This is a genomic window from Chryseobacterium sp. SIMBA_028 (genome assembly GCF_046535285.1).
GTDB lineage: Bacteria > Bacteroidota > Bacteroidia > Flavobacteriales > Weeksellaceae > Chryseobacterium.
This window is the reverse complement of the sequence record NZ_JAWRWZ010000002.1, coordinates 178,365-202,732: the sequence shown is the minus strand read 5'-3', so window position 1 is coordinate 202,732 and position 24,368 is coordinate 178,365. Positions and strand designations below refer to the sequence as shown.

The 24,368-nt window shown below is 36.8% G+C and carries 21 protein-coding genes; 7 read left to right on the top strand and 14 right to left on the bottom strand.

The genetic code is table 11. The annotated features are described in order from the left end of the window. Positions 1-5: 5 nt before the first annotated feature. The 4 genes from SCA31_RS03085 to SCA31_RS03070 form a co-directional block, all read right to left on the bottom strand. Positions 6-2,486, bottom strand: a complete 2,481-nt coding sequence (locus SCA31_RS03085; protein ID WP_410695388.1) for a beta-mannosidase — start codon at positions 2,484-2,486, stop codon at positions 6-8. A 143-nt stretch (positions 2,487-2,629) separates the two neighbouring features. Continuing rightward, positions 2,630-3,292, bottom strand: coding sequence for a copper homeostasis protein CutC (locus SCA31_RS03080; RefSeq protein ID WP_410695387.1), 663 nt, complete (start codon positions 3,290-3,292; stop codon positions 2,630-2,632). A 28-nt stretch (positions 3,293-3,320) separates the two neighbouring features. Next, positions 3,321-3,881, bottom strand: coding sequence for a hypothetical protein (locus tag SCA31_RS03075; RefSeq protein WP_410695386.1), 561 nt, complete (start codon positions 3,879-3,881; stop codon positions 3,321-3,323). Positions 3,882-4,050: 169 nt separating this feature from the next. Further along, complete coding sequence (locus SCA31_RS03070; RefSeq protein ID WP_410695385.1) at positions 4,051-5,046, bottom strand: isoaspartyl peptidase/L-asparaginase family protein; 996 nt, start codon at positions 5,044-5,046, stop codon at positions 4,051-4,053. A gap of 112 nt (positions 5,047-5,158) precedes the next feature. Here SCA31_RS03070 and SCA31_RS03065 point away from each other — a divergent pair, with 112 nt between their 5' ends. The 4 genes from SCA31_RS03065 (at position 5,159) to SCA31_RS03050 (ending at position 8,892) form a co-directional block, all read left to right on the top strand. Then, positions 5,159-5,764, top strand: coding sequence for a Crp/Fnr family transcriptional regulator (locus tag SCA31_RS03065; RefSeq protein ID WP_410695384.1), 606 nt, complete (start codon positions 5,159-5,161; stop codon positions 5,762-5,764). Between the two features lie 206 nt (positions 5,765-5,970). After that, complete coding sequence (locus tag SCA31_RS03060; protein WP_410695383.1) at positions 5,971-6,339, top strand: DUF3302 domain-containing protein; 369 nt, start codon at positions 5,971-5,973, stop codon at positions 6,337-6,339. Continuing rightward, entirely contained in the window at positions 6,333-7,490 is a 1,158-nt protein-coding gene (locus tag SCA31_RS03055) for an HlyD family secretion protein (protein ID WP_410695382.1), read from the top strand. Before SCA31_RS03060 ends, SCA31_RS03055 begins: the two co-directional genes overlap by 7 nt. Position 7,491: 1 nt before the next feature. Beyond that, positions 7,492-8,892 carry a TolC family protein gene (locus SCA31_RS03050; RefSeq protein ID WP_410695381.1) on the top strand — a complete coding sequence of 467 codons (1,401 nt, stop codon included), beginning with the start codon at positions 7,492-7,494 and terminating at the stop codon, positions 8,890-8,892. Positions 8,893-9,034: 142 nt separating this feature from the next. Here the strand turns inward: SCA31_RS03050 and SCA31_RS03045 are convergent, their stop codons facing one another. The 5 genes from SCA31_RS03045 to SCA31_RS03025 form a co-directional block, all read right to left on the bottom strand. After that, the gene (locus SCA31_RS03045; RefSeq protein ID WP_410695604.1) at positions 9,035-9,523 is read right to left on the bottom strand and encodes a DUF6691 family protein; all 489 of its coding nucleotides are present in this window, start codon (positions 9,521-9,523) and stop codon (positions 9,035-9,037) included. A gap of 26 nt (positions 9,524-9,549) precedes the next feature. After that, on the bottom strand, positions 9,550-10,113 hold the full coding sequence (locus SCA31_RS03040; protein WP_410695380.1) for a YeeE/YedE family protein: 564 nt from the start codon (positions 10,111-10,113) through the stop codon (positions 9,550-9,552). A gap of 20 nt (positions 10,114-10,133) precedes the next feature. Further along, the gene (locus SCA31_RS03035; protein ID WP_410695379.1) at positions 10,134-11,546 is read right to left on the bottom strand and encodes an MBL fold metallo-hydrolase; all 1,413 of its coding nucleotides are present in this window, start codon (positions 11,544-11,546) and stop codon (positions 10,134-10,136) included. Positions 11,547-11,808: 262 nt separating this feature from the next. Beyond that, a complete protein-coding gene (locus tag SCA31_RS03030; RefSeq protein WP_410695378.1) occupies positions 11,809-12,450 on the bottom strand; it encodes a Crp/Fnr family transcriptional regulator in 642 nt (213 codons plus the stop codon). A 20-nt stretch (positions 12,451-12,470) separates the two neighbouring features. Beyond that, positions 12,471-14,720, bottom strand: a complete 2,250-nt coding sequence (locus SCA31_RS03025; protein ID WP_410695377.1) for a beta-N-acetylhexosaminidase — start codon at positions 14,718-14,720, stop codon at positions 12,471-12,473. Between the two features lie 242 nt (positions 14,721-14,962). Between SCA31_RS03025 and SCA31_RS03020 the strand changes: the two genes are divergently transcribed. Further along, positions 14,963-15,778 (top strand): DUF4197 domain-containing protein, encoded by an 816-nt coding sequence (locus tag SCA31_RS03020; protein WP_410695376.1) that lies wholly within the window; start codon positions 14,963-14,965, stop codon positions 15,776-15,778. A gap of 173 nt (positions 15,779-15,951) precedes the next feature. Here SCA31_RS03020 and SCA31_RS03015 read toward each other — a convergent pair whose 3' ends face one another. Together SCA31_RS03015 and SCA31_RS03010 are read right to left on the bottom strand one after the other, a co-directional pair. Then, the gene (locus tag SCA31_RS03015; RefSeq protein WP_410695375.1) at positions 15,952-16,605 is read right to left on the bottom strand and encodes a CoA transferase subunit B; all 654 of its coding nucleotides are present in this window, start codon (positions 16,603-16,605) and stop codon (positions 15,952-15,954) included. A 5-nt stretch (positions 16,606-16,610) separates the two neighbouring features. Further along, positions 16,611-17,309: a CoA transferase subunit A gene (locus SCA31_RS03010; RefSeq protein ID WP_109620056.1), complete on the bottom strand. Its 699-nt coding sequence runs from the start codon at positions 17,307-17,309 to the stop codon at positions 16,611-16,613. A gap of 381 nt (positions 17,310-17,690) precedes the next feature. On the opposite strand from SCA31_RS03010, the gene SCA31_RS03005 reads away from it, so the two are divergent. Beyond that, on the top strand, positions 17,691-19,238 hold the full coding sequence (locus SCA31_RS03005) for a hypothetical protein (RefSeq protein WP_410695374.1): 1,548 nt from the start codon (positions 17,691-17,693) through the stop codon (positions 19,236-19,238). Positions 19,239-19,515: 277 nt separating this feature from the next. Here the strand turns inward: SCA31_RS03005 and SCA31_RS03000 are convergent, their stop codons facing one another. Beyond that, positions 19,516-22,254 (bottom strand): fibronectin type III domain-containing protein, encoded by a 2,739-nt coding sequence (locus tag SCA31_RS03000; RefSeq protein WP_410695373.1) that lies wholly within the window; start codon positions 22,252-22,254, stop codon positions 19,516-19,518. A gap of 292 nt (positions 22,255-22,546) precedes the next feature. On the opposite strand from SCA31_RS03000, the gene rplS reads away from it, so the two are divergent. After that, entirely contained in the window at positions 22,547-22,903 is a 357-nt protein-coding gene (gene rplS, locus SCA31_RS02995) for a 50S ribosomal protein L19 (RefSeq protein WP_002980648.1), read from the top strand. An 80-nt stretch (positions 22,904-22,983) separates the two neighbouring features. Here rplS and SCA31_RS02990 read toward each other — a convergent pair whose 3' ends face one another. Next, positions 22,984-23,427: an SRPBCC family protein gene (locus tag SCA31_RS02990; RefSeq protein WP_410695372.1), complete on the bottom strand. Its 444-nt coding sequence runs from the start codon at positions 23,425-23,427 to the stop codon at positions 22,984-22,986. A gap of 101 nt (positions 23,428-23,528) precedes the next feature. Next, positions 23,529-24,311: an AraC family transcriptional regulator gene (locus tag SCA31_RS02985; protein WP_410695371.1), complete on the bottom strand. Its 783-nt coding sequence runs from the start codon at positions 24,309-24,311 to the stop codon at positions 23,529-23,531. Positions 24,312-24,368 lie beyond the last annotated feature (57 nt).

Here is a 24,368-nt window from a genome sequence, read left to right as displayed (position 1 = left end):
ATTAATTATTCATTCAAAGCATCTACTAAGCTTATTACTTCAACTTTGTCAAAGGATTTGGAAAGAGTGATTCTTTTGGAGGTCTTGGGTAAAAGATCAAAAAAGTTGTCACTGAAATGAGTGTCTCCTATCAGATAAACATCCTTTGCCAATACATCTGTAGAGACTTCAATCTCTGTCGGGGATATTTTTTTAATGGTGATATTAGGTTTTAAAAGCTTTAAATCCTTGGGTTTTACAAAAAAGAAAAGTTTCTCCAGCTTTGTTGGGTCATTGTCTGAAGTGATCTTTAGAAAAGCTTTTGATAAGTCAAATTTGGAAAGTTCAGATTTATTAATGCTAAAAATATTCTCACTGACATTCCCATCAATTTTTTTGATCTTATTGGATTTCCAAAGTTGTTTTCCGTCAAAATCTATTAATTCAAATTTTGCATTTACCGTTATCTCTTTTAATAAATCATTGACTCCGTAAATCTCATAAGTCTTATTTTTTTCTGCCATAGAAAGCAATATGGGTTCAAAACTTCTTTTTGCCTGATAGTGAAAGGCTTTCCAGTTTCCTAAATAATCTATGGAAGACCATGAAACCACCGGCCAACAGTCATTAAGCTGCCAATATAAGGTTCCCATATTGTAGGGTTTCGCACGGCGGTGGGCCTCTATTGCTATTTGCATTCCTCTTGCCTGTAAGAGTTGTGAAACATAGTTATATTTCACAAAGTCTGTTGGAATTTTATAATCCCGTTTCATATATTCATTGATGATTTCCCAGCCTCTTGCATGTTTTTCGTGAGCCTTAATACTGGGGTTCTGCAGGTTAAGATCCGGAACACCTGAAAACATAGTTTTAGTAGTTCCCAGGGTAGGCATTCCCTGAAAACCATATTCAGACATAAAACGGCCTACTTTTTCGTTGTACATTTCAAAGGGTTGTTCTCCCCACCAAACTCCCCAATAATGAGAATCTCCCTCGGTAAGACTCTCTTTATGTCCCCACCCTATGGAAGGTGAGCTTGGCCAATAGATATTTTTATCCGGTGTAAGATTTTCTTTTAATGTATTGGGAATTACTTCATGAAAAAGTTTTTTATAATCTTTCCAAACCTGTAACGAGTCATTTTTTGAATATTTAAACTGCTTCTGATAGCCCCAGTTGACAATGGCTTCATCAATTTCATTATTTCCGCACCATAAAGCTATAGACGGATGATTCTGAAGCCTGTTGACCTGATCTTTTACTTCTTCTTTTACGTTATTCAGGAAGTCTTCATCTGCGGGATAGAAACTTCCTGCAAACATAAAGTCCTGCCACACCAAGATTCCGTTTTCATCACAAGCCTTATAAAATTCTTCGTCTTCATAAATACCGCCACCCCAGATTCGGATCATATTCATATTGGCTTCTTTTGCGGCCCTGATGAGTCTTTGGTATTTTTCTTTTGTAATTCTTGGTGAAAAACTATCGGCAGGGATCCAATTGGTTCCTTTGATGTATAGAGGATTTCCATTTACCTTAAAATAAAATGATTTACCTTTTTCATCTTTTTCCTGAATAAGTTCAACATTCTTTAAACCATAGGTAACGCCGATATCCCGAATAAACCGTCCTCCTTTTTTATACAATGTGATCTTCGTAGTATATCGGTCGGGTTTTCCTATTCCATTGGGTTGCCATATTTTGGGGTTCTTAATTTTATAGGGAAGTACAATGGCATTTGAACCTTTTTTAAGGTGAAAACGATGCATTCCCCTGTTCAGATTAAACCAGGTAAAGTATTCTCCATCTTCTTCAGCAAAGATTTTCATATTAAAGGAAACCTCAGCTAATGTATCCGTTATTTTTTTCTGCTGAACCTGAACATTATTAACCTTTGCGTTATTCCAAAATTCTAGCTTCACATCTTTCCATATTCCAGCAGTAACAAGCCTTGGCCCCCAGTCCCATCCGAACTGATATTGTGCTTTTCTTACAAAGCTTCTGGGTGTTTCCGGCATGGTAAAAGGGACTTTTTTTGCCAGTTCCTTTCCGGTATTGACTGCCGATTTGAATCTGACCTGCATTATATTATCGCCTATTTTCAGGTTCTGCTTCACCGAAATTTCCCACTTTCTGAACATATTATCTGTCTTTCTAAGCAGTTTTCCGTTAAGATAAATTTCAGAAAATGTATCTAATCCGTTAAAAATAAGATCAATATTACCATATTCAAATTCTTTTGAGGAAATTTTAAAACTAGTCTGGTACTCCCAGTCTTCATCCTCTACCCATTGTACTTTCTTTTCATTTTCATCTTTGAAAGGATCCGGAATAAGTTTATTCGTCATCAGATCCAGATGAACGGTTCCCGGTACTTTTGCAGGCAGCCAGTTTTTATCTTTGGTATTTCTGAACTGCCATTTCTCAGAGGATAAATTTCTTTCAGAAAACTGTGCTAAAAGGATATTCTGAATGAAAAGGAAAGCAATAAGGAGAGATTTATTCATGAATGGTTTTTCTGGAGTGTAATGGAGTGCAGTTTGTTTAAGTGAGTAAAAAATTACTACCTTTCATTCCTTACTCACTTAATATCAAACGATTTCATTTAAAGACTCTGCGTTTAGGATACCCCAAACAAAAAGCTCTGGCTTTATTTATTTTTCAGGGTTACCACCTCATCAGCATTGGCAAATGCTCCACCATCAGTAATGGCTGAAGAATGGAAATACTGCGCTTTTGTACATGCTCGTATTTCTTCAATATTTGAGGAGCGAAGGCCTCCGCCTACAAGAATTTCCAGTCTTCCATCTGCAAGTTCTACCAGCTTTTTCAAATTTTCCTTTCCTTCAGAAACGTTAGGTTTTTGGCCTGAAGTAAGAATGGTAGTAAAGCCACATTCAATTACTTTTTCCAGAGAATTATCCAAACCATTAGCCCTGTCGAAAGCACGATGGAATGTACAAGGAAGCGGTGAAGCCAGTTCTACCAGGATCTTATTCTGTTCTCGGTTTACCTCATCATTTTCATCCAGAATACCGAATACAAAGCCGTCTACATTTAATGACTTAAGAGCGATTAAATCAGTCTTCATCTGTTCAAATTCGACATCGGAGTAGGTAAAATCACCTCCTCTTGGGCGGATCATCACGAAGATGGGGGTATTTATTTTCTCCCGAAGTTTTTTTGTTGTTTCAAAATCAGGAGTTGTACCTCCTTCGCTTAGTCCGTCACATAATTCTATTCTGTCTGCTCCATTTTCAAAGGCAATGATTGCGGATTCCGGATTGAAGCATGCAATTTCTATTTTTGACATTTTCTTTTTTTTAATTAATATTTGATTCTTACTGCAATACATCTGCAATCAGAAAGGAACCGTTTTCTTTTACTACTTTTACAACAGAGGGATATTTCGCTTTCAAATTATCATCTGCCAATACTACATTGAAAATATATGCATCTTTTGAAGATGATTTGAGTTCACAGCTTTTAACGGTGATATTATCCCAGTCCTGTCCGGAAATAAGAAATCCAATACCAGTTCCTGCCTTTTGGGTATCAAACCTGGATTTCCATTTTTCAGTGAATTCCTTTTCTGTAAGACTTCCGTCTACATCCATATCCACACCCATTGCATCGGTTTTGTATTCATAGTAATCCTTGGTTGTTATTTTCTGCATTTCCTTATCCAGATTACCAAGATCAGCCTTAAAATAGCCTACCACATTTTTTTCCAGCCACTGTTGTGCTTCCTGAGATTCATTTACAAGAGTAGCAGCTTCAGTCTTTTCAACAACATTTTCCTTTACCTGATTTACCTGCGCTTCTGTTGGTACGCTTGTCTCTTTCTTTTCTTCCTTACATCCTATTATTAAAAACAGGGATGCTATCATTATTCTTTTCATATTCTTTCTATATATTTACATTTTGGCTGAACCTTTTCAGTGTTAAAATTGTGGGATTATGCGACGATGCAATCCGATGCCATAGGTATCAAATATTTCCAAAACATTCGTATCGTATTTTATCAAAAATAAAATCATTGGTCTTTCCTTAAATTATCTATTAATTAAATTATTTTAAGGCAAATTCAGGTTTTTCAAGGCGATTTCCTTTTTGATCATATACCGCAAAGTTGAATCCATCCTGAATACAATAAGATCCATATTCTCCATTCTTGTTGATGGCAATAAAACCTACCTGAATATCTTTTACATTTTTATTTCTTCTCTGATTGATCTTTACAATTCTTTCTACTGCTTCTTTGCAGGCTTCCTGCGGGCTTCTTCCTTGTCTCATCAATTCAACCACCAGATGGGTTCCCACTGTTCTGATAACTTCTTCCCCATGACCGGTTGCGGTTGCTGCCCCTACTTCATTATCTACAAACAAACCGGCCCCAATGATTGGAGAATCTCCGACCCTGCCATGCATTTTAAACGCCATTCCACTGGTAGTACAAGCACCTGAAAGATTTCCCTGGGCATCCAATGCGATCATTCCTATAGTGTCATGATTTTCAATATTGGCAATGGGTTTATACTTACTTGTCTTCAGCCATTCTTTCCATTCTTTTTCTGATTCCGGAGTGAGAAGATTTTCTTTTTTAAAGCCTTGTGAAAGGGCAAACTGCAATGCTCCATCACCTACCAACATTACGTGAGGTGTTTTTTCCATTATCGCTCTGGCAACAGAAATTGGATTTTTAATGTTTTCCAGACATGCCACAGAACCGATATTATAGTTTTCATCCATGATACAGGCATCCAGCGTTACTCTTCCATCTCTATCCGGGCGTCCGCCATACCCTACGCTTCTTTCTTTAGGATCCAGCTCTACCAGACGGACACCTCTTTCCACAGCATCCAGAGCTTTTCCACCCTTTCCAAGAATTTTCCAGGCTTCTTCATTTGCTTTTAACCCGAAATTCCAGGTAGAAAGAACAATGGGCTTATTTACGGCTTTATTATTTTGGGGTAATTCCGCAGCCATTAGGTCTAACGGATTTACAGCAAGTGCTGCTGTTGCGATCCCCAGCTTTTTGATAAAACTTCTTCGGTTATTGTTCATTGTATTTCAAATTATATAATACCTAGCAAATATCTTAAAAAAAGTTCAATGAAAACCCCAAGACTGCTTACCCTAAAAGTATATCTTATTTTTATTTATCTTTACCACTGTAATGGACCCATTTAAAATTTTCAGAAATATTGTTTTCTTTCAGGAATTAACTGATGAGGAGATTAATGTTTTGGTGAGTATCAGTACGCCGAAACTTCTTCGCAAAAAAGAAAAGCTGACAGTACCGGGTCAATCTTTTAATCATTTATTTATTCTTTCTAATGGCTTATTGAGGTTTTTCTTTGATGATGAAAATGGTATTGAGACCAATCTTTTTTTACCCTCGGAAAAGGAAGCGGCTATTATGGAAAGCCCAGAATCATACTCTGGTGAAATTGAAAGAAAATATACTATAGAAGCTGTTATTGAAAGCCAGATTTTCCTATTTAACAAGACTGAGTTTGAAGAGATTGCATTTCAGCATAGAGGTATTTATAATATGTACCTGAAATCTCTGAAACAGATTATCAGCATTTTAAAAGTACGTACTGAACAGTTCTGTTCTACTTCTCCGCATTCCCGATATGAAGAGTTTTTGGAAAGCCGTCCTTTTACTTCTCAAAATGCCAACAGAAAGTATATTGCTAATTTTCTAGGCATTACTCCCAACTCTCTTTCCCGAATGACTGCACGCATTCATAAAAAAAGGAACGAAAGAAAAAAATAACTTAGGAATACTTTTTCTCACTTTATTCACTCTATTTTTGCTTACTCAAAATACTGTTACACAATTTATTAAAAGCAAAATGAGAAAAATATCATTCACTAAACATTATCTATTATAGAATTATCTTTAATCTAAGGCAGCTGTCCCTATTATAGAGCAGTTAGCCCCTTGTTTTACATTTCATTATTACCTTATACAATTATATTATGCAAAGAATATCCTTACTTCTCTGCCTGTTATTATCATGCAATTTTGTACAAGCATCAACAGGTCATGTAGAAGACAATATAGCAAATGCCGCTTCATGGTTCATTTTACTTGTTTTACCAATCGCCGGCATCTACCTTTTCTGGAAAGTTCACATCTATCCTGAAAAGGTTGCTGAGGAAAAGAACCATCCTCAGCTGAAAGCCATAAAAAGCATGTGCCTCCTTTCCCTAATTTTTGGAGGCCTTTTATGGCCGGTTGCTCTCATCTGGGCCAATTATGATTATGGTGATCAAAAGGGTCAGAAAAAAGAAATAGATCAACCTGAAGAAGAACTTAACACAATTGAAAATCAAAACCAATGCTAGAATTACTTGTTGCCATATATGCCGGAATCTGCTGGCTGCTTATCAAAAAATTTAAACTTATTCCCTGGACGTTTACTACTCAGGTTGTTGTATATTCTCTGCCCATTTTCGGGAGTATCGCTTTAATCCTGAGCCTTAACTACTTTTGTCCTATTACTTCTGATGTAAAGGTGGGAAACAGAAGTGTTGACATCACTACTCAGGTTTTGGGAAAGGTAAAAAAGGTCTACGTAAGCACCAATCAGGAAGTAAAGAAAGGAGATACATTATTTGTTCTGGACAGAGAACCTTATGTACAGGAAATTAAATCACTGGAGGCAAAACTCAGCAATATGAAAGCTACTGTAAATTCTTATGATACAGATATTTCAGCCTCCAGAAAAAATATTGCGGGATTACAGTCTCAACTGGATCTTGCCAACAAAAGGGTTGCACAGTATCAGGAATTGGTAGAGGCAGGCGCTGCGAACAAATTTGATCTGGAACAGGCGATAACCAATGTACGCGATCTTCAATCCCGAATCAGTGCTGCGCAATCACAGCAACAGTCTTTGGAAACAAAGTCCAACGCTTCCTATGGTGGAGAAAATTCATCTGTTTCTGAGATTCAGGCGAAACTGGATCAAGCGAAATGGAATCTTTCCCAAACGGTTGTTCTGGCACCTACTGATGGTATTATTCCCAATGTTCAGCTGAATGAGGGGGCTATCATGGCTCCATTCAAATCTGCCTTTGTATTAATTCAAAAACAGCAATCTGTTATTGGGTTCTTTGCACAAAATGAGCTTGAATCCGTAAAAAATGGAAATGAGGTTGAAATTGCACTTAAAACAGAACCTGGGAAAGTTGTAAAAGCCAAGCTTGAATATGTTATTGATGCCACTAGCCAGGGTATTATGAACAATGCAGGAGGAATGCTGGGAGGAAATGGATCTACCGCAGGGCTACCGGATACAGCCAGACAACTTCCTGAGACAGATGGAAAGCTTATTGCCAAGTTTGTATTGGTAGATGAACAAAAGCAACTTACTGTGGGAGCAAGAGGAACAGCAGTGATTTATTCTGATCACATTAAGCCGCTTCATCTTATCCGAAAGGTAATGGTGCGCATTAGCAGTAAAATAAACTTCCTGATCCCTAAACTTCATTAAGATGTATAAAAAATTAATTGTATTGGGAGTTCTTTCTTTAAGCCTAAGTTCTTGTATTGGATATAAGGAGCCTACAAAAGAAAATATGGATCAGCTCAAAGAAAAAAGCGAAATTATTTCTCACCTTCAAATTCCTGATGACTGGATCTTTGACCGGAAAACTGATTCTGAATCATTTTCTTATGAATGGATCACAGATCTTAAAGACCAGCAGCTGGAAACTCTGATTAATGAGGGAATGCAATACAATGCGGACATTATTATCGCCAGGGAAAAGCTTAATCAGGTGGAAATTGCTATGGAAATTGCAGGAAGTGATCTGTACCCAAGTGTAAGTGCCGTTGCCAATACCTCCAATAATCTGGTGAGCGAAACCCAGCTTCGACGTCTTGCATTGAAAGCTAGCTGGGAAATAGATCTTTGGGGAAAGAATAAGTCTTCGCAAATGGCGAGTACAAGCAATTATTTTTCTGCAAAGCATCAAAATACCCTGTTGCATCAGTCTATTGCCGGTATGATTGCCAAAGCCTATTTTTTAAATATTGCAGGAAATATTCAGGAGGATAAGATTGAAAGCTATATTCAGAAGTCTAAGGATCTGGAAAAGCTGTACACTCTCCAAAAAAAGGTGGGAACGGCCAATTCTTTGGATATTTCGAATATAACCGCGGAAATTATTTCTCTGGAAGGATATCTTGAAAAGGTTAAAAACGCGAATATTCAGTCCAGAAGATCTCTTGAATTGCTTACAGGAAAATATCCTGAGGGAAAGTTAGCCACACAGAATTTTTTTAATCCTGTAAAAAATGAGATCCCTGAATCTTTCCCGTTACCACTTTTAGAAAACAGATCGGATATACAGGCGAATCATTTTCAAATAGAAAAAGCTTTTTATGAGGTGCAGCAGGCCAAAGCGGCAAGGCTGCCATCAATTAGCATAAGCTCTTCCCTGGGAACTGCCGGAAGTAATGTAGAATCTCTTAATTCTTTATTTTCCAATCCGTTATTAAAGGTTGGCAGCGGATTAGTTTCCCCCTTATTCAATAATGGAAAACTAAAAAAGAATGTAGAAATAAAGGATTCTCAGCAAAAACAAATTGTAGAAGAGTATTCAAAAACAGTGTTGAATGCACTGAATGAAGTTGAATCTTCTTTAGCCAATTTACATTCCATTGAGAAGCAGATCACCTATAGTACTAAAGCGGTCAATGAATTGAAAAACAACATTAGTCTCACCCAAAAACAAATAAAGGTAGGTGCTAATAACAGTTTTGTTCTGATTCGAAAACAAAGGGATCTTCTTAAAAATGAGATGAACCTGATTAATCTGGATCTTCAGTACAGAATAGAACGCATTAATCTTTATATGGCCTTGGGAGCAGAGCACTTCATATCTTCATAATTTTATACAAAAAAGACTACGGATTATTATTCGTAGTCTTTTTTATTTGGGCTAAAACCCTCCTCCAATTTTTCAATCTGAATTTCTACAATACAAAATTGTTATATGGAAATGGTTCTTTAATTATTTCTTGTATAAAGTATCAATGAGGCAATTGATCTCTGAAGTATCCGTATACCCAGGTTCCGGCTATTGCACTCAATAAGGTAACAGACACTGCCAGAGCTCCTGTTCCAATCTGAGCAAAGAGAGGTCCGGGGCAGGCTCCTGTAATAGCCCAGCCAAAACCGAAGATTAATCCTCCATAGATCTGACCTTTATTGAATTTTTTCGGGGTTAAGGTAATGGGTTCTCCATAGATTGTTTTGATATTGAATTTTTTAATCAAAAACACTGAAATCATTCCTACCAATACCGCACTTCCGATAATTCCATACATGTGAAAAGACTGCAGGCGGAACATTTCCTGAATTCTGAACCAACTAATCACCTCAGCTTTTACGAAAATAATTCCAAATATGATTCCTGCAGCGAGGTATTTCAGATGGTGATACCATTTATGCTGAAGGCTGCTTTCATTTACACAAACGGCATCCTGATGACGAACGTCCTGTTCTTTATCTTTTATCATTTCTTTCATTCAGTTTAAAATTAGACTTATAGGGAAAGGATTATGGGCAGGATAAGATTTGCCATTACAAATCCTCCTATCATAAAACATACGGTTGCTACCAATGATGGCCACTGAAGGTGAGAAAGTCCCATGATGGCATGGCCGCTGGTACAGCCTCCGGCATATCGTGTTCCGAAACCTACTAAAAAACCGCCGACAACCATCATGATAAAACCTCTAAGCGTAAAAAGACTTTGAAAATTCATCAGCTGAACAGGAACAAGGTTGCTGTAATCTGTAATTCCATAGCTTGTCAATTCGGTTTTCAGATTAGGATTGACCGTAATTTCGGTTGGATTGAGCATAAAATTGGCAGCAATCATTCCGCCGAAAAAAATTCCCAATACGAAAAACAGGTTCCATGCTTCTTTTTTCCAGTCATATTTAAAAAAATTGACATTGGCTGGTATACAGGCAGCACAAATATGTCTTAGTGAGGAACTTATTCCAAAGGATTTATTTCCCATAATAAGCAGTGCGGGGACGGTTAACCCGATTAAAGGGCCCGCAATATACCATGGCCACGGTTCTTTTATAATCTCCAACATATATTCTTTTTTAATCTAATTTATTTTAAAATTTTAGTCTGACACACAAAGTCACTTTTCTTAATCCCGGTAGAAGCTATGGCTTTAAAACCACCCTCAATTTCTGTAAAATTCTGGTATCCTCTTGCCTGAAGAATACTTGCAGCCATTGTACTTCTGTAACCGCTTCCACAATGCAAATAAAAATGCTCGTCCGGATCTAAAGTATGAATCCATTCATTGATAAATGCTAACGGCTTACTGTAGGCTTCATGGATGTGTTCTGCATTGTATTCATTTTCTCTTCTGATGTCTATAATTTTCGCTTTTCTTTCTTTGATTTCCCTTTCAAATTGTCCGGCAGAAATACGATGGATATGATCTGTTTCTTTTCCACTTTTCTTCCATGCATCAAAGCCTCCATCCAAGTATCCTAAAACCTGATCAAATCCTACTCTGCTTAATCTCGTTATGGTTTCTTCCTCCTCTCCTTTTTCTACTACTAGCAGAATAGGCTGATTCACATCTGCAATTAAAGCACCCACCCAAGGGGCAAAGTCACCATTCAATCCTATATTTACAGACTGCGGAATAAAACCCTGAACAAATGTACTACTGTTTCTCACATCCAGAACTAAAGCTCCGGAAGCTTCTGCTATTTCCTCAAACTGTTCAGGAACAAGAGGCTGTAATCCTTGTGATAAGACCTCATCAAAGCTGTGACACCCTTTTTTGTTCATCATTACATTCATCCCGAAATAAGCAGGCGGCGGTAAAAGTCCATCTGTTACCTCTTTGATAAAGTTCTCTTTGTTTTTTTGATTCAAGGCATAATTGGTTTTCTTTTGGTTCCCAAGGGTATCCATTGTTTCTTTCTGCATATTTTTTCCACAGGCAGAACCTGCTCCATGAGCGGGATACACCATAATATCATCTGCCAATGGTAAAATTTTGCTATATAGACTTTCATATAATAGTCCTGCAAGCTTATCCTGAGTCATATCTGTGGCTTTCTGAGCGAGATCCGGACGTCCTACATCTCCCAAAAACAGAGTATCCCCACTAAACAGGGCTTTTTCTTTTCCATGTTCATCCATCAACAAATAGCAAGAACTTTCCATCGTATGTCCCGGTGTATGAAGAACTTTAATTTTAATCTTTCCCACTTCAAATATCTGGTGATCTTGAGCAATAACAGCATCAAAGTCAGGTTTCGCAGTAGGACCATATACAATTGGAGCGCCTGTTTTCTTGCTTAAGTCCATGTGCCCACTTACAAAATCAGCATGGAAATGAGTTTCAAAAATGTATTTTAAATGTACTCCGTCTTTTTTCAGCTTTTCTATATAGGGTTTTGTCTCCCGTAAGGGATCAATAATTGCGGCTTCTCCTTCTGAAATAATGTAATAAGCACCTTGAGCCAAACATCCTGTATAAATCTGTTCTATTTTCATTTTTAAATATTTTGATTCTGTTATCTGGTACAAATCTCCTGCTTTCCATTTTCTGCCACAGTTACTTTTGTTACATAAGGAATTTTTTTAGCACAAGTTGTGTCACGAATTACATAAACCAGCTTTATTTGATTATAGAAATTTTTGTGTTTATTTTCTTAGGATATTTCAAGATGAAAATCAAAGATTTTCATCTTGTGAAAAGAACCACCCCGTCAAATCTTTGATTTGCCGCCCCTCCAGCGGAGCGGAATATGATCTTTTACAACTCATTGAGGATTTCCAGAAGAATAATTTTGTTTCTTCCGAGCTTCACTTTTCCTTCGTCTTCAAGTTGCTTTAGGAGTCTGGAGACTACCACTCTGGCTGTTCCCAGTTCATTGGCAAGCTGCTCATGGGTGGTATTAATAGTATTTACGCCGGTAATTTCTACCTTTTTATGAAGAAGATTCAGTAATCTTTCATCTACTTTTTTAAAGGCAATGGCATTGATGATATCCAGCAATTCTTCAAAACGCTTGTGATAAAGCCTGAAAATATAATCCAGCCATTCGGGATGTTCCTTGATGAATAAAGAAACCTTATCTACGGGAAGAAAGAGAATCTCTGCATCTTCTTCTATTTCTGCTTTTACAATGCTTTTTTCATTGTGCATTCCACCCAGAAAAGACATGATGCAACTTTCTCCTGCCTTGATGTAGTATAGCAGGATTTCACGTCCGTCTTCTTCAGTTCTGATTACTTTCAACATTCCTTTCATTACAATAGGAATAGAGCGTATGGAAGCATTTTCGTCTAAAATAATATCTCCCTGATTGTAATTTTTAGTAATCCCATTCTGGTATAGTTTTTCAACCAGTTCCGGTGATGATGAAAACTCTGAGGAAAGTATCGTGTCTTGCATCTTGTAAAGTTCAATAGTTGCTAATTTACGCCAATTTCATCAACAAACAGCCAAGCTTTTGAATCAGCACCCGGATTTCCAGCCGGAATAATTCCTGCATTTTCTATTCTCAGTTTCAAATATCTTGAGTTTTGAGACCCTAGATTCAATTGTATTTTTCCATGGGCATTTTGAATTTCCTCCTTTCCTATTTCCTTGATGAGTTTAAAGTTTTTATTGTCATCAGATCCTAAAATTTGGGCAGATTTTGCAAGGTGAATCCAGCTTCCTTTATTTTCCAATGTATTAAAATAAAGCTCTGAAAAACCTGTTTTCTGTCCGAAATCTATTGTTGCGACCACATCTTTCCCCATAAAGCCCAACCATGTTTTACCTAGCTGCTTTGGATTACCAATAATTCCGTCTACAAGAGTAAAAGCGCCACCAAAAGAATAATTTTCGCTGGGCTGTTGTTCAAGAGTGATATCTTTTCCTGTCGCTTTTGAAATGATAAATTGCTGTGAAGAAACTGCACTTTTAAGCTGTCCATCTTCAAAATAAGCCGATTTTAGAGTTAAAGATTGGGGTATTGAAACGGGTCCCTGATACGTTTTAGAATGTATTGTAGGAACGGTTCCATCCAGAGTATACTTTATTCCGTTTGAATTTTGTGAGGTTGAAAGTTCGTAGGCAATACCTTTATTGGCCGGAATTACCTTTCCGAAAATATTATAAATACTTTTGGAATAATTTACATCCATCTTATCCAAAATCTTAAACTGGTGTATCACTCTGTTTTCAAATTCTTTATAATTCTTAGGATCTGAAGTTCCCCATCCTACTTCCGAAAGTGCCATCAGTCTTGGAAAAATCATATACTGAACCTGCTTAAAATCAAGAATATATTCTGTCCATAAATTGGCCTGAACCCCCAAAATATACTTTGCCTGCTCCGTATTCAATTCATCAGGAATTGGATTATAGGAATAAACTTTTTCCAGTGGTGTAAAACCACCAAAAGCATTGGGTTCTGTCTGTGGATCACCTTGATAATGGTCAAAGTAACAATAGGCACCGGGTGTCATTACTGCAAAATGCTTTGACTTTGCTGCTTCAATGCCTCCGTTTACTCCTGTCCAGCTCATGACCGCTGCATTAGGCGCCAATCCGCCTTCCAAAATTTCATCCCAGCCAATGATCTTTCTCCCTTTACTATTGACGTATTTTTCGATTCTTTGGATAAAATAACTTTGCAGTCCATGTTCATCCTTCAAATTATTTTTTTTGATTAATTCCTGACAATGGGCACATTCTTTCCATCTTGTCTTGGGGCACTCATCCCCGCCAATGTGTATATACTGTGATGGAAATAGCTGAATAACCTCATCCAAAACGTTTTCCAGAAATTGAAAGGTTTCATCTTTAGGACAAAATACATCATCAAAAACGCCCCATTTTGTAGCGGCCTCAAAAGGCCCTTTAGTACATGCCAGCTCTGGATAAGCTGATAATGCAGCCAAGGCATGCCCTGGCATTTCAATTTCAGGGACAATCGTTATATACCTTTCCTGAGCATATTTCACTACATCCCTTATCTGCTCCTGAGTATAAAAGTAAGGTCCATAGGGTTTTCCGTCAAAAGTATTATCAACGTAAGCCCCTATCATAGATTCTTTACGTTTTGAACCTACCTGTGTCAGCTTTGGGTATTTTTTTATTTCGATTCTCCAGCCTTGATCGTCCGTTAAATGCCAATGAAAGGTATTCAATTTGTACATCGCCAGATAATCAATGTATTGCTTTACCTCATCAACGGTAAAAAAGTGACGGCACACATCGAGATGCATTCCCCGCCATGCAAACTTGGGTTGGTCTACAATCTTCATGGCCGGAATTTTCTTTTTAGTATTCTCGTTTTCAAATAACTGAATTAAGGTTTGAAGCGCCATAAAATATCCTTGCGGGGTATAAGATTGAATATGAATTTGTTGGGATGAAATTTCTATACTATAAAATTCTTCCTTTCCTGCAGGAGTGTTTGCCAATGGAGAGTAAACCAATTGAGCATCTGATTTTTTAGATTCTTTCAGCTTTATCATAGAACCCATGCGCTTCCTGAAATAATCTGTTTCTTTTTTTGGCAAGTCATTGCTGATATTCAACACGTCAGGAATGATAAAGTTTCCTTCTTTTATCTCAATATTTTGAGGGTAAGGAATAAGGTTCAATTTATTTTGTGAAAAAACAAGACTTGAAATCATCATAAAAAATGCTAAAAAACTACGAGTCATGGGATGGAATTATGAGTATAGCTAAGATACTTATTTTCTAAAACTTTTAAATGATTAAATGCTTGACAAGTTTCTTTTAAAATTTACAATTCAATGAATATTTTCATTTATTAAGCAGCTATAAATCAGAAATTTGAACTAAAAAAAGCATCATTATTTAAATTTATTAAATTTTATGGTTTATTTTTTGATAAGCTTACGTCACTTAAAAGATTAAACATCTAAATTTGTAAAAAAATACAATGAGAAAAAGCATTTTTATAGCAGCAGGATTATTATTTTCAATATCTACACAAGCTCAGCTTCTTGATATGATCAAGTCTACCGTTAAGGATAAAACGGGTATTGACCTTAATACACCTCCAGCTACCAAAGGTTCCACAACAACTACGACAAGCACAACAACTGCTACACCTACTAAAAGTTCTCCGGCCAACCTTGGAAACCTTACCTCAACCCAAATCTCTTCGGGATTAAAGGAAGCCTTAAGTATTGGGGTAACGGATGGAGTAAAAAAATTGGCTTTAACAGATGGTTTTCTAAAAAATGAAGCGGTAAAAATCCTAATGCCTGAAAAGCTGAGAAAGATTGATACTACGCTGCGTTCCATTGGTATGGGAAGCCTTGCAGATGAGGGAGTAAAGTTGCTTAACAGAGCTGCTGAGGATGCAGTAACAGAAGCTGCTCCTATTTTCACCAATGCAATCACCTCTATGACGATTACGGATGCTAAGAATATCTTATTGGGAACGGATAATGCTGCTACCAATTATTTACAAGGCAAAACTCAAAGTCAGTTATTTACAGCTTTCCAGCCCAAAGTAAAAGCTTCACTAGGAAAAGTAGGTGCAGATACTGTCTGGAAAAACCTTATCTCAAAATATAATACATTTACAGGACAATCTGTAACAACTGATCTTAATGAGTATGTTACCACTGAAACCATCAATGGGGTTTTCAAAATGGTAGCTGATAAAGAAAGCGGAATCAGAAATACTCCTGCTATGAGAACGACAAGCATATTGCAGAAAGTTTTCGGGGCACAGGATAATAAATAAAAAGATAAGTTTGATTATATAACAAGCTTATGAATCTTACTGAATAAAATAAAGACTGTTTCATGAATGAGACAGTCTTTATTTTTTAATGTTTCAGCTCCTTGTATTATTTCAGCACAAGCTAAACCTTATTCAATACAAAACCTTACTGTGGGCAAGGTTTTGTATTTTATCTAGAGCTGCATTTCAGGAATTTCACCTTCAATAATCAGATCTGCTTCTGTAGCTTTGATAATATCTTCTACTGAAACCCCCGGAGCTCTTTCCACCAATTTAAATCCGTTCGGAGTTACGTCCAATACGGCTAATTCAGTAACCACTCTTTTTACACAGTTTACTCCTGTTAAAGGCAGTGTACATTTTTTAAGAATCTTGCTTTCTCCTGCCTTGTTTACGTGCATCATTGCTACGATAATATTTTCTGCAGAAGCCACCAAATCCATTGCCCCTCCCATTCCTTTTACCATTTTTCCGGGAATTTTCCAGTTGGCAATGTCTCCATTCTCTGAAACTTCCATCGCACCAAGAATGGTAAGGTCAACTTTTTGTCCGCGAATCATTCCGAAACTAAATGCTGAATCGAAGAATGAACCACCTGGTAAAATAGTGATGGTTTGTTTTCCAGCATTGATAATGTCTGCATCTTCTTCTCCTTCAAAAGGGAAAGGTCCCATTCCCAGCACTCCATTTTCACTTTGGAATTCTACAGAAATATTTTCTGAAACGTAATTGGCAACCAGAGTTGGAATTCCTATTCCTAGGTTTACGTAATAACCATCCTTAACTTCTTTGGAAATACGTCTTGCGATATCTTCTTTTGATAACATTCTTCTTATTTTTTTCTGGTTGTACGTTGTTCTATTCTTTTTTCAAATTTCTCCCCTTGAAAAATTCTCTGGATCATGATTCCTGGAATGTGGATCTGGTTAGGATCTAATTGTCCTGGTTCTACCAATTCTTCCACTTCAGCAATCGTAATTTTTGCTGCTCCAGCCATTGGGTGATTGAAGTTTCTTGCAGATCCTTTGAAAATAAGGTTTCCGGCGTGATCTCCTTTCCATGCTTTTACAATAGAATAGTCTGCTTCGTAGGCATGTTCCAGAATATGAGGTTTTCCGTGGAATTCTTTCACTTCTTTTCCTTCTGCTATCTCAGTTCCGTAGCCTGCAGGGGTATAAAAAGCAGGAATTCCGGCCTGTGCTGCTCTGCATTTTTCTGCCAAAGTTCCTTGTGGAGTCAGTTCAACATCCAGTTCTCCTGAAAGCATTTGTCTCTCAAATTCAGCATTTTCTCCTACATAGGACGAGATCATTTTTTTTATCTGTCTTTTGTGAAGGAGTAATCCCAATCCGAAATCATCTACTCCTGCATTGTTTGAAATGCATGTTAAATCTTTCACATCACTTTCTACCAAAGCATTAATTGAATTTTCAGGGATTCCGCAAAGTCCAAACCCTCCCAGCATCAGTGTCATTCCATCCTTAATTCCGTCGATGGCCTCCTTTGCATTTTTTACTCTTTTATCTATCATGAAATATTAGATTTTTCTGTTGGCTAAATTTAATAAATTTTATCGTATATCCGATGCTTAGAAATAATCGGAGGTTTCATGATTTCCTGAATGGTATTTTCATATATTTAAAATAATTATAATCAGTTTTTTACAAGCAAAAGCGAACAAATCGGTTCATTTTATTTACAAATCTCGTCAAATTGATTTATATTTGGGGTCTTAAATCAAAAAACACCATCTATTTTATAGCCCCCGGGCTTTATATATTTAAACACAATTTCCATGAAAATTATTTCAGACAGATTCAAATCTGCCTCTTCAAGAGCTTTTAACTTCTTACTTTCATTAGTACACAAAAGCTAACTAACCTTAAACAAAAAATCAAACCTTAATAAAAACATGAAAAAATTATTTACGTCAGCGTTACTTGCATTGGTACTCAGCATCAATGTATATGCTCAGGAAAAAACTTATTTCGATGAGAATTGGGAAAAAACGACAAAGGAGAACATGGAATATTACCGTGAAACTTCTGCAAAGGGCAAGCTTACCTTAATCAAGGATTTTTACAAAAACGGAACTCTTCAAATGGAAGGACTGGCTTCTGATACTACTCCAAGCAGTGAGGTTTTCGATGGAAAAGTAACATGGTATACACCTGAAGGAAAGGTAATGAGCTTGGTAACCTATTCTAACGGAAAGCAGGTAGGACCGTCTCAGTCTTATGATGATAAAGGCAGATTGTTGGAAGACATGGTCTATAAGGCAGATGGTACTTTCTCCGGAAAAATGTTCAGTTATAAGGACCCGGAAAATGAATATTATTATAACAGCCTTACTGTATATGAGAATTCTACCCCATCCCAGACGATTATCTATGATGAAGATATCAAGGGAATCAGAACCGAAACCCTTATGGGCAAGGATGGCAGCTATGAGAATAAATATTATGGTGAAAAGGGTAAATACCTAGGCAATTCAACCTCTGAATCCGGTGAAAATTCATTTGCAGATTATTACTATAATCCGATGAGGCTTTCCAAATTTGAAAAATATAAAAGTGATGGCAGTATAAAGGAAAGCGTTATCTATTCTAAAAACGGGAAGATTCTGCAGGAGCAAAAAAGAAATAAAAAAGATGGTTATAAAACAACCTATGATGAGTCTGGAAAAAAAATAGGGCATCTTATTTATCAATATGATAAAGAAAATGACAACTACAAACCTATGGATGGTGAGGATTATCAGCTAAGCTATGACTACGCCAACACTTCATCCATTGATGTTTACAAAAATGGTTCTGTGATATTGAATAAAGTATTCGACGAAAACGGAAAACTTGCAACAGAAAAAATATCGAAAGAGGATGTTACCCAAGAGATCAAATATTATGCTCCGGACGGAAAACTGAAATCAATATTAACCTATCAGGATGAGATGCCTTACAATGGTACAGCATATGAAGGATTGAGCGAAATTCAATATAAGGACGGGGTTTTAATAAGCACAAAAACATATTCTGAAGAAAATAAGTTGAAATCTGAGAAGAAATTAAACTCCAAGAAGACAGCTTATGATGCGACAATCTATGATAATAAAGGGACCATTTTATTCACGTATAACCAACCCTTGGATGAGGAGGTAAACTATGCTTATGGCTATAGTTATAACTTCACAGCACAAATTGTTCAATATGTAAAGGGGAAACCAGCCAACAAAGCGTCTGTAAAAGAAGGAATTCTCCAAAGTGGAAAAATCAAGATAAGAATGATCAGTGGAATAAAGGAACTTGAACGCAGCGGAAAATGGATCTTATTAAAAGCGTACAATCCGGAAGGAAAACTTGTTCAGGAGACCAAGATTCTTGCGGATACCGGTGATGATTATTTATCCGGAGAGAATCAGACTTTTATTCAGGAAGATTATTTATCTGCGGATTTTGAATAATATTTAAATTATTTTACGATAATAAAGGCAGCCTCAGTTTTTTGAGGCTGCTTTTTTTATGTGAAATTTCTTCATCCTTGGTTATTATAAAGAGGCTAAAATTTGGAATCAATTGACATAGATTTCATGGGAAATTTTTATAGTTCCCAGATTTCACGGATAAATCAGATGTTTGTGTAAAATCTGCAGAATCTGTGGAAAAAACTTAAAACTACAGTATATAAAAAGAGGTCATCATTGCTGACGACCTCCTTATTTTTATGATTGATTTTATTTATTACTGAATGATCAGCTTTAAAGTAAATAATTTTCTTGCGTGAACTTTTACAAAGTATACTCCTTTTGGAAGATTTTCATTCACTAAAGAGAAACGTTGGTTGTGAATATTCTTAGATTCATACAATAGCTCTCCCGAAGCGGAAACCAATTCAATTTTTTCAATTGGATAATCACTCTTAATAAAGGTTGGCTCCCCTGGTTTTGTAGGATTCGGATACAGAATTACATTTTTCTCTGTACTTTTTACCTCATCTACTCCTAAAGTTCCTGAGCTTACCTGAAACTGTACTCTGTTTGAAACTTCTGTATAAGAATCGTTTGTAAACATTACCATATAGTAATTACCCGGTGTAGTAGGAATTGCCGTCCCCTGAATGGTCTTAGTCCCTTGTGTCACTCCGTCGAAGTAAGTGTAGGAAACAAAATTATCATCCGGTGTCTGAATATTTTGAGGATAGATTCCTAACCAGTCTTTTATAATCCCCGGAGAATCCGTCCATGAAGCAGTAATATTCTCTCCCAATGAATAAACAGGTTTGTTGATCCATAATTCGGTAACAATATCTCCAACTTTAAAGAAGACTTTGTCTCCGATTCCGTTATACCCATCTTCCAGTAAATATTGTGCATAGTAATATCCTTTTGGAAGACCTGTAAAGTTAAGAGTTCCGGCTGCTGTTGTTACATAGTTCCATTTTATCGCGGCAGTAGTTCCCGGAGTTTGGCCCATTTTATAAATTCCGATCCAGTCTTTCTGCAAATTCGGACCATTGGTATAATTAATAACAACAGTTCCTCCTACAGGATAAGTATCAGCTGTAGCCTGCAATTGAACTTTAGGTCCTACATAGAAATTTTTTCTTGGTGTGATTTCTGTGTATCCTCCGTTAGCAAAGAACCCTGCAAAGTATTGACCTTTATTAGCCAATCCATTATTAAATGTAACTGTTCCTGCTGTTTGTCCGTTCGTATAAATGAAACCCTGGGAAGTGGTAGTGGTTGGCGTCTGTCCTTTTTTATAAAGCCCTACCCAGTCCTGCTGGTTTCCAGGTCCTCCGGTAAAGGTACCTACGATGGGTTCATTTTGAGCATATTCAGTTTTATCTAGAGTAAATGTTGGGTTTGAAACAACACTTCCTGTAATCTCAAACTGCTTTACGTCGCTCCAGTCGCTCCATTCAAGATTTCTATCTCTGTAACGGGTTTTCGCGTAATAAATACCATTCGGAATAGAATTGGCGGCCAGTATTACCTTTGTAATATCTACTCCTTCGTTTAAGTTTTTAGCTTTATCAGGATTTCCGTTTCCGTCTTTCCCAAACCAGTTTTCAAAATCACGATACACTTCTTTTTCTACTACAGAAAAATCAGGAGCCTTGCTTATTAGGAATTGAGTCGTGTTTAGCTGTTCTCCATTTGAAGATGAAAAGGCACTTCCATTCAATGTTAACGGCAATGTAATCGGACCGGTGAAAGCATTGTTAATAGATGGTTTTGCCGGTTTAGGCTGGTTTTTATATCGGTGGAAAGAATCTACCAGCTCATTATTTTTCTTGGTATAAATTCCGCCAATCGAGTAACATTCTATATCTACTTTTCCTGTTGGGATATCTACTTCAACAATTTGATACGTCCAGTCTGTTAATGTTTTCTGAACATCATCAAAATCTTGTTCATTAGACATTCCCCAATACTGATCCCAAGCCGTACCTCCGGAAATAATCTGATAATTGGGTGTATTTTTCAACTGCCCTCTGTGATACAAGTGGTGGTGAGCACCTACGTGCATCAGATATTTATCAGAAGTTACCAAAAGTGGTACAGCATTATTTCTTACCCAAGTGGAAATATCTCCTACATACTGCTCTGCCTGATAAGGCCTGTGACTTAAAGAAATAATCCAGTCTACAGTAGAATCACTATTCGCCGCCGTTAGAACCTGCTGTAGCCATGTCTGCTGTGCTGATCCTGTATGCTCGGAGCTTAAGCTGATAAATAATACATTCCCAGCCTGCTGAGCATAATAGTTTTCATTTCCTGAGCTGATGTTCTTGTATTTTATTTCATCTATATAGAAATGAGCATAATAGGAATTCATCCCCAAAGTTCCATAGGTTTCATGGTTTCCTACCGTTGTCTGAATAGGCAGATAAGGGGATAGCTTCACATTCTTTTTGAAGTGAACATTCTCATAGTGATCCAGTGTTCCCACATCTACCTGGTCTCCTACCATAAAGGTAAGAGCAATATTATCGGATGGATCTGAATTGGCTCCAAATTTTTGCTTCAACTTTTTGAAGGCATTTAAAGTAAGACTGTCATATCTTGGCTCTGCCTTAATCTGGTTATCTCCCATAATAAGAAACCTGATTTTTCCATCATTTGTTACAGCCTGCCCTGGTAATGGAAGTGTTCTGAAATTGTAGACTGCAGACTCGTTGGCTCCGGTCTTTATTTTATAATAATACTTGGTATTAGGCTGCAGGTTTGTAATTTTTGCGGTGTGATAATAATAATTATTATTATATCCGGTATCTGAAAAGATATTGGTAGTCCCTGTTACGGTAACATTCAGATTGGAAGGTGAGTTCCCGTAGATCACAGTTGTTTCGTTATCGGAAGCGGTCTTCCAATTGACGATCATGGAATTCGGAGTCGGGTTTTGCAGATAGGGGAACAAAACCTGCCCGAACGCCATTTGTGCTACGAAACAAAAAAAGAAGAAATAGTGTTTCATAATAGTTTAGTTTTAAAATGACATATTGAGTTTTAATTTGTAAATCAGGAATTTAAAATCTGTATCTCAGATTTTAATTTCGGGCAAAAGTAGATTTCCCATGTAAACTCTGGCTGATGGTATTTTAAAGAAACTGTTAATTTTTAAGCAAAATCAAAATGAAAAAATTATAGTTTTTGCTACATTAATTATTTGGTGTATTCAAAAACTATTTTGTACATTTGCAACCTGTTATTCAACCTCTGACGATAAACGTGTAAGTTGCTTAGCTTTAACATTTTATTTTATAATAATGGATTTATTAAAGTACGTACAAGACAAGTACATTGCGAAAAAAGAATTCCCTGAATTCAAAGCAGGTGATACAATTACTGTGTATTACGAAATTAAAGAAGGACAAAAGACAAGAACTCAGTTCTTCAAAGGAACAGTTATCCAATTAAGAGGTACTGGTTCTACAAAAACTTTCACAATCAGAAAAATGAGTGGTGATGTAGGTGTAGAAAGAGTATTCCCTATCAACATGCCTGCACTTCAAAAAATCGAGGTTGACAGAAGAGGTAGAGTTAGAAGAGCTAGAATCTATTACTTCAGAGATCTTAGAGGTAAAAAAGCGAGAATTAAAGACGCTGCTTACAAGAAGAAATAATTCAGACAACAATACATACAAAAAGAGACTGTTTACAAGTAAACAGTCTCTTTTCTTTTTATATACCTTAGCTTATCCTATTATTCTTTATACGGAATTCCTGTTCCTGTTTCCACAAATAGTTTCAGGCTATTGATAAATTGTACCCAGCCATTAGAACATATGCCATAGCATTCAATAAGCGGAGGTAAGCCTATATGGGTAAGCTTCAGTATCGTTATATTTTCTTTCTTCTCTATTTCCCAAACCACGGTTGTACCCATCCATTCTGATTGATTTTTCAATTCAGGAATAGCGATCAACGAATCTTCAATATGCCAGATAATCTTTGAACTGACTTCGGTCTCTTTTACTTGTATTGTTTTGTGAATATGATTTCCAAACCGTACCGTGAAAACGTCACCGTTTTTCCCTGATGATCCTTCAAACATTTCAGTCCACCAAAGAGGAATTTTATGAGTCAGAGCGTCATATACTTTATCGGCCGTAGTTTTAATCTCGATTGTACTGCTATAATTGTTCATAAAATCCATTCTTATTTGGTAATACAATTTTATATAAATTATTTTTCCGGTATCTTTCCATAAGGCAGGAAATCTTTCAAGAAAATAGTATCTATACCCTCCTACTCATTTTTCATTAGATATTGTAATGGTGTAGATCCTGTATGCTTTTTGAAAAACTCTATAAATGCGCTGTCTGAAGAGAAGTCAAGAATATAAGAGACCTCTCCTATTGAGTTACCCTCCACCAAAAGCTCAATGGATCTCTGAAGACGCCATTGCTGCCTCCATTCCTGATAAGACAGACCGGTTTCCTTTTTAAAAATACGGGTAATTGTTTTTTCTACAGCCCCAGTTTCCTCTGCCAGTTTTTTCAGCATAGGTGGTATAGACAACCGTTTTGTCCATTCCTCTATCCTATTCTTAAACCGTCTGTCCTCTGGCATTTTAAGCTCTAGCTTTTCTTCAGGAGCATCATCCATTTCATTCCAAAATACTTTTAGAATATTCTCCTGATTATTATTAAGGGCAACCCAGTCCCAGAAACAGATTCTTTCAATCATCTCTTTCAACAATGGGTTTACTTGTAAAACCTTAAGGCTGGAATTGATGTGCTTTTCTGCATATTCCTCATCAAAATAAATGGATCTGTACGCTACCATATTTCGGAAATTCACCCGATGAATTTCATTAGCCGGGATCCAAAGCATTCTGAACGGAGGCAGCACAAACTGCCTATCAGATGTAGTAACCGTCATACAGCCTGATGGAGCATACAGCAACTGAGCCTTGGCAGTATGGAAATGAAAGCCAGAATCATGCATCACCATATCAGAAACAATTCCAATTACTTTCTCTTGAATAGAATCAGCATCAAATTCTTCATTTTGCTGGAGTATAGCCATGTCCTATTTTTGATATTTTTTGTTTTTATATCATTATAAATATACACTGAAATTTTC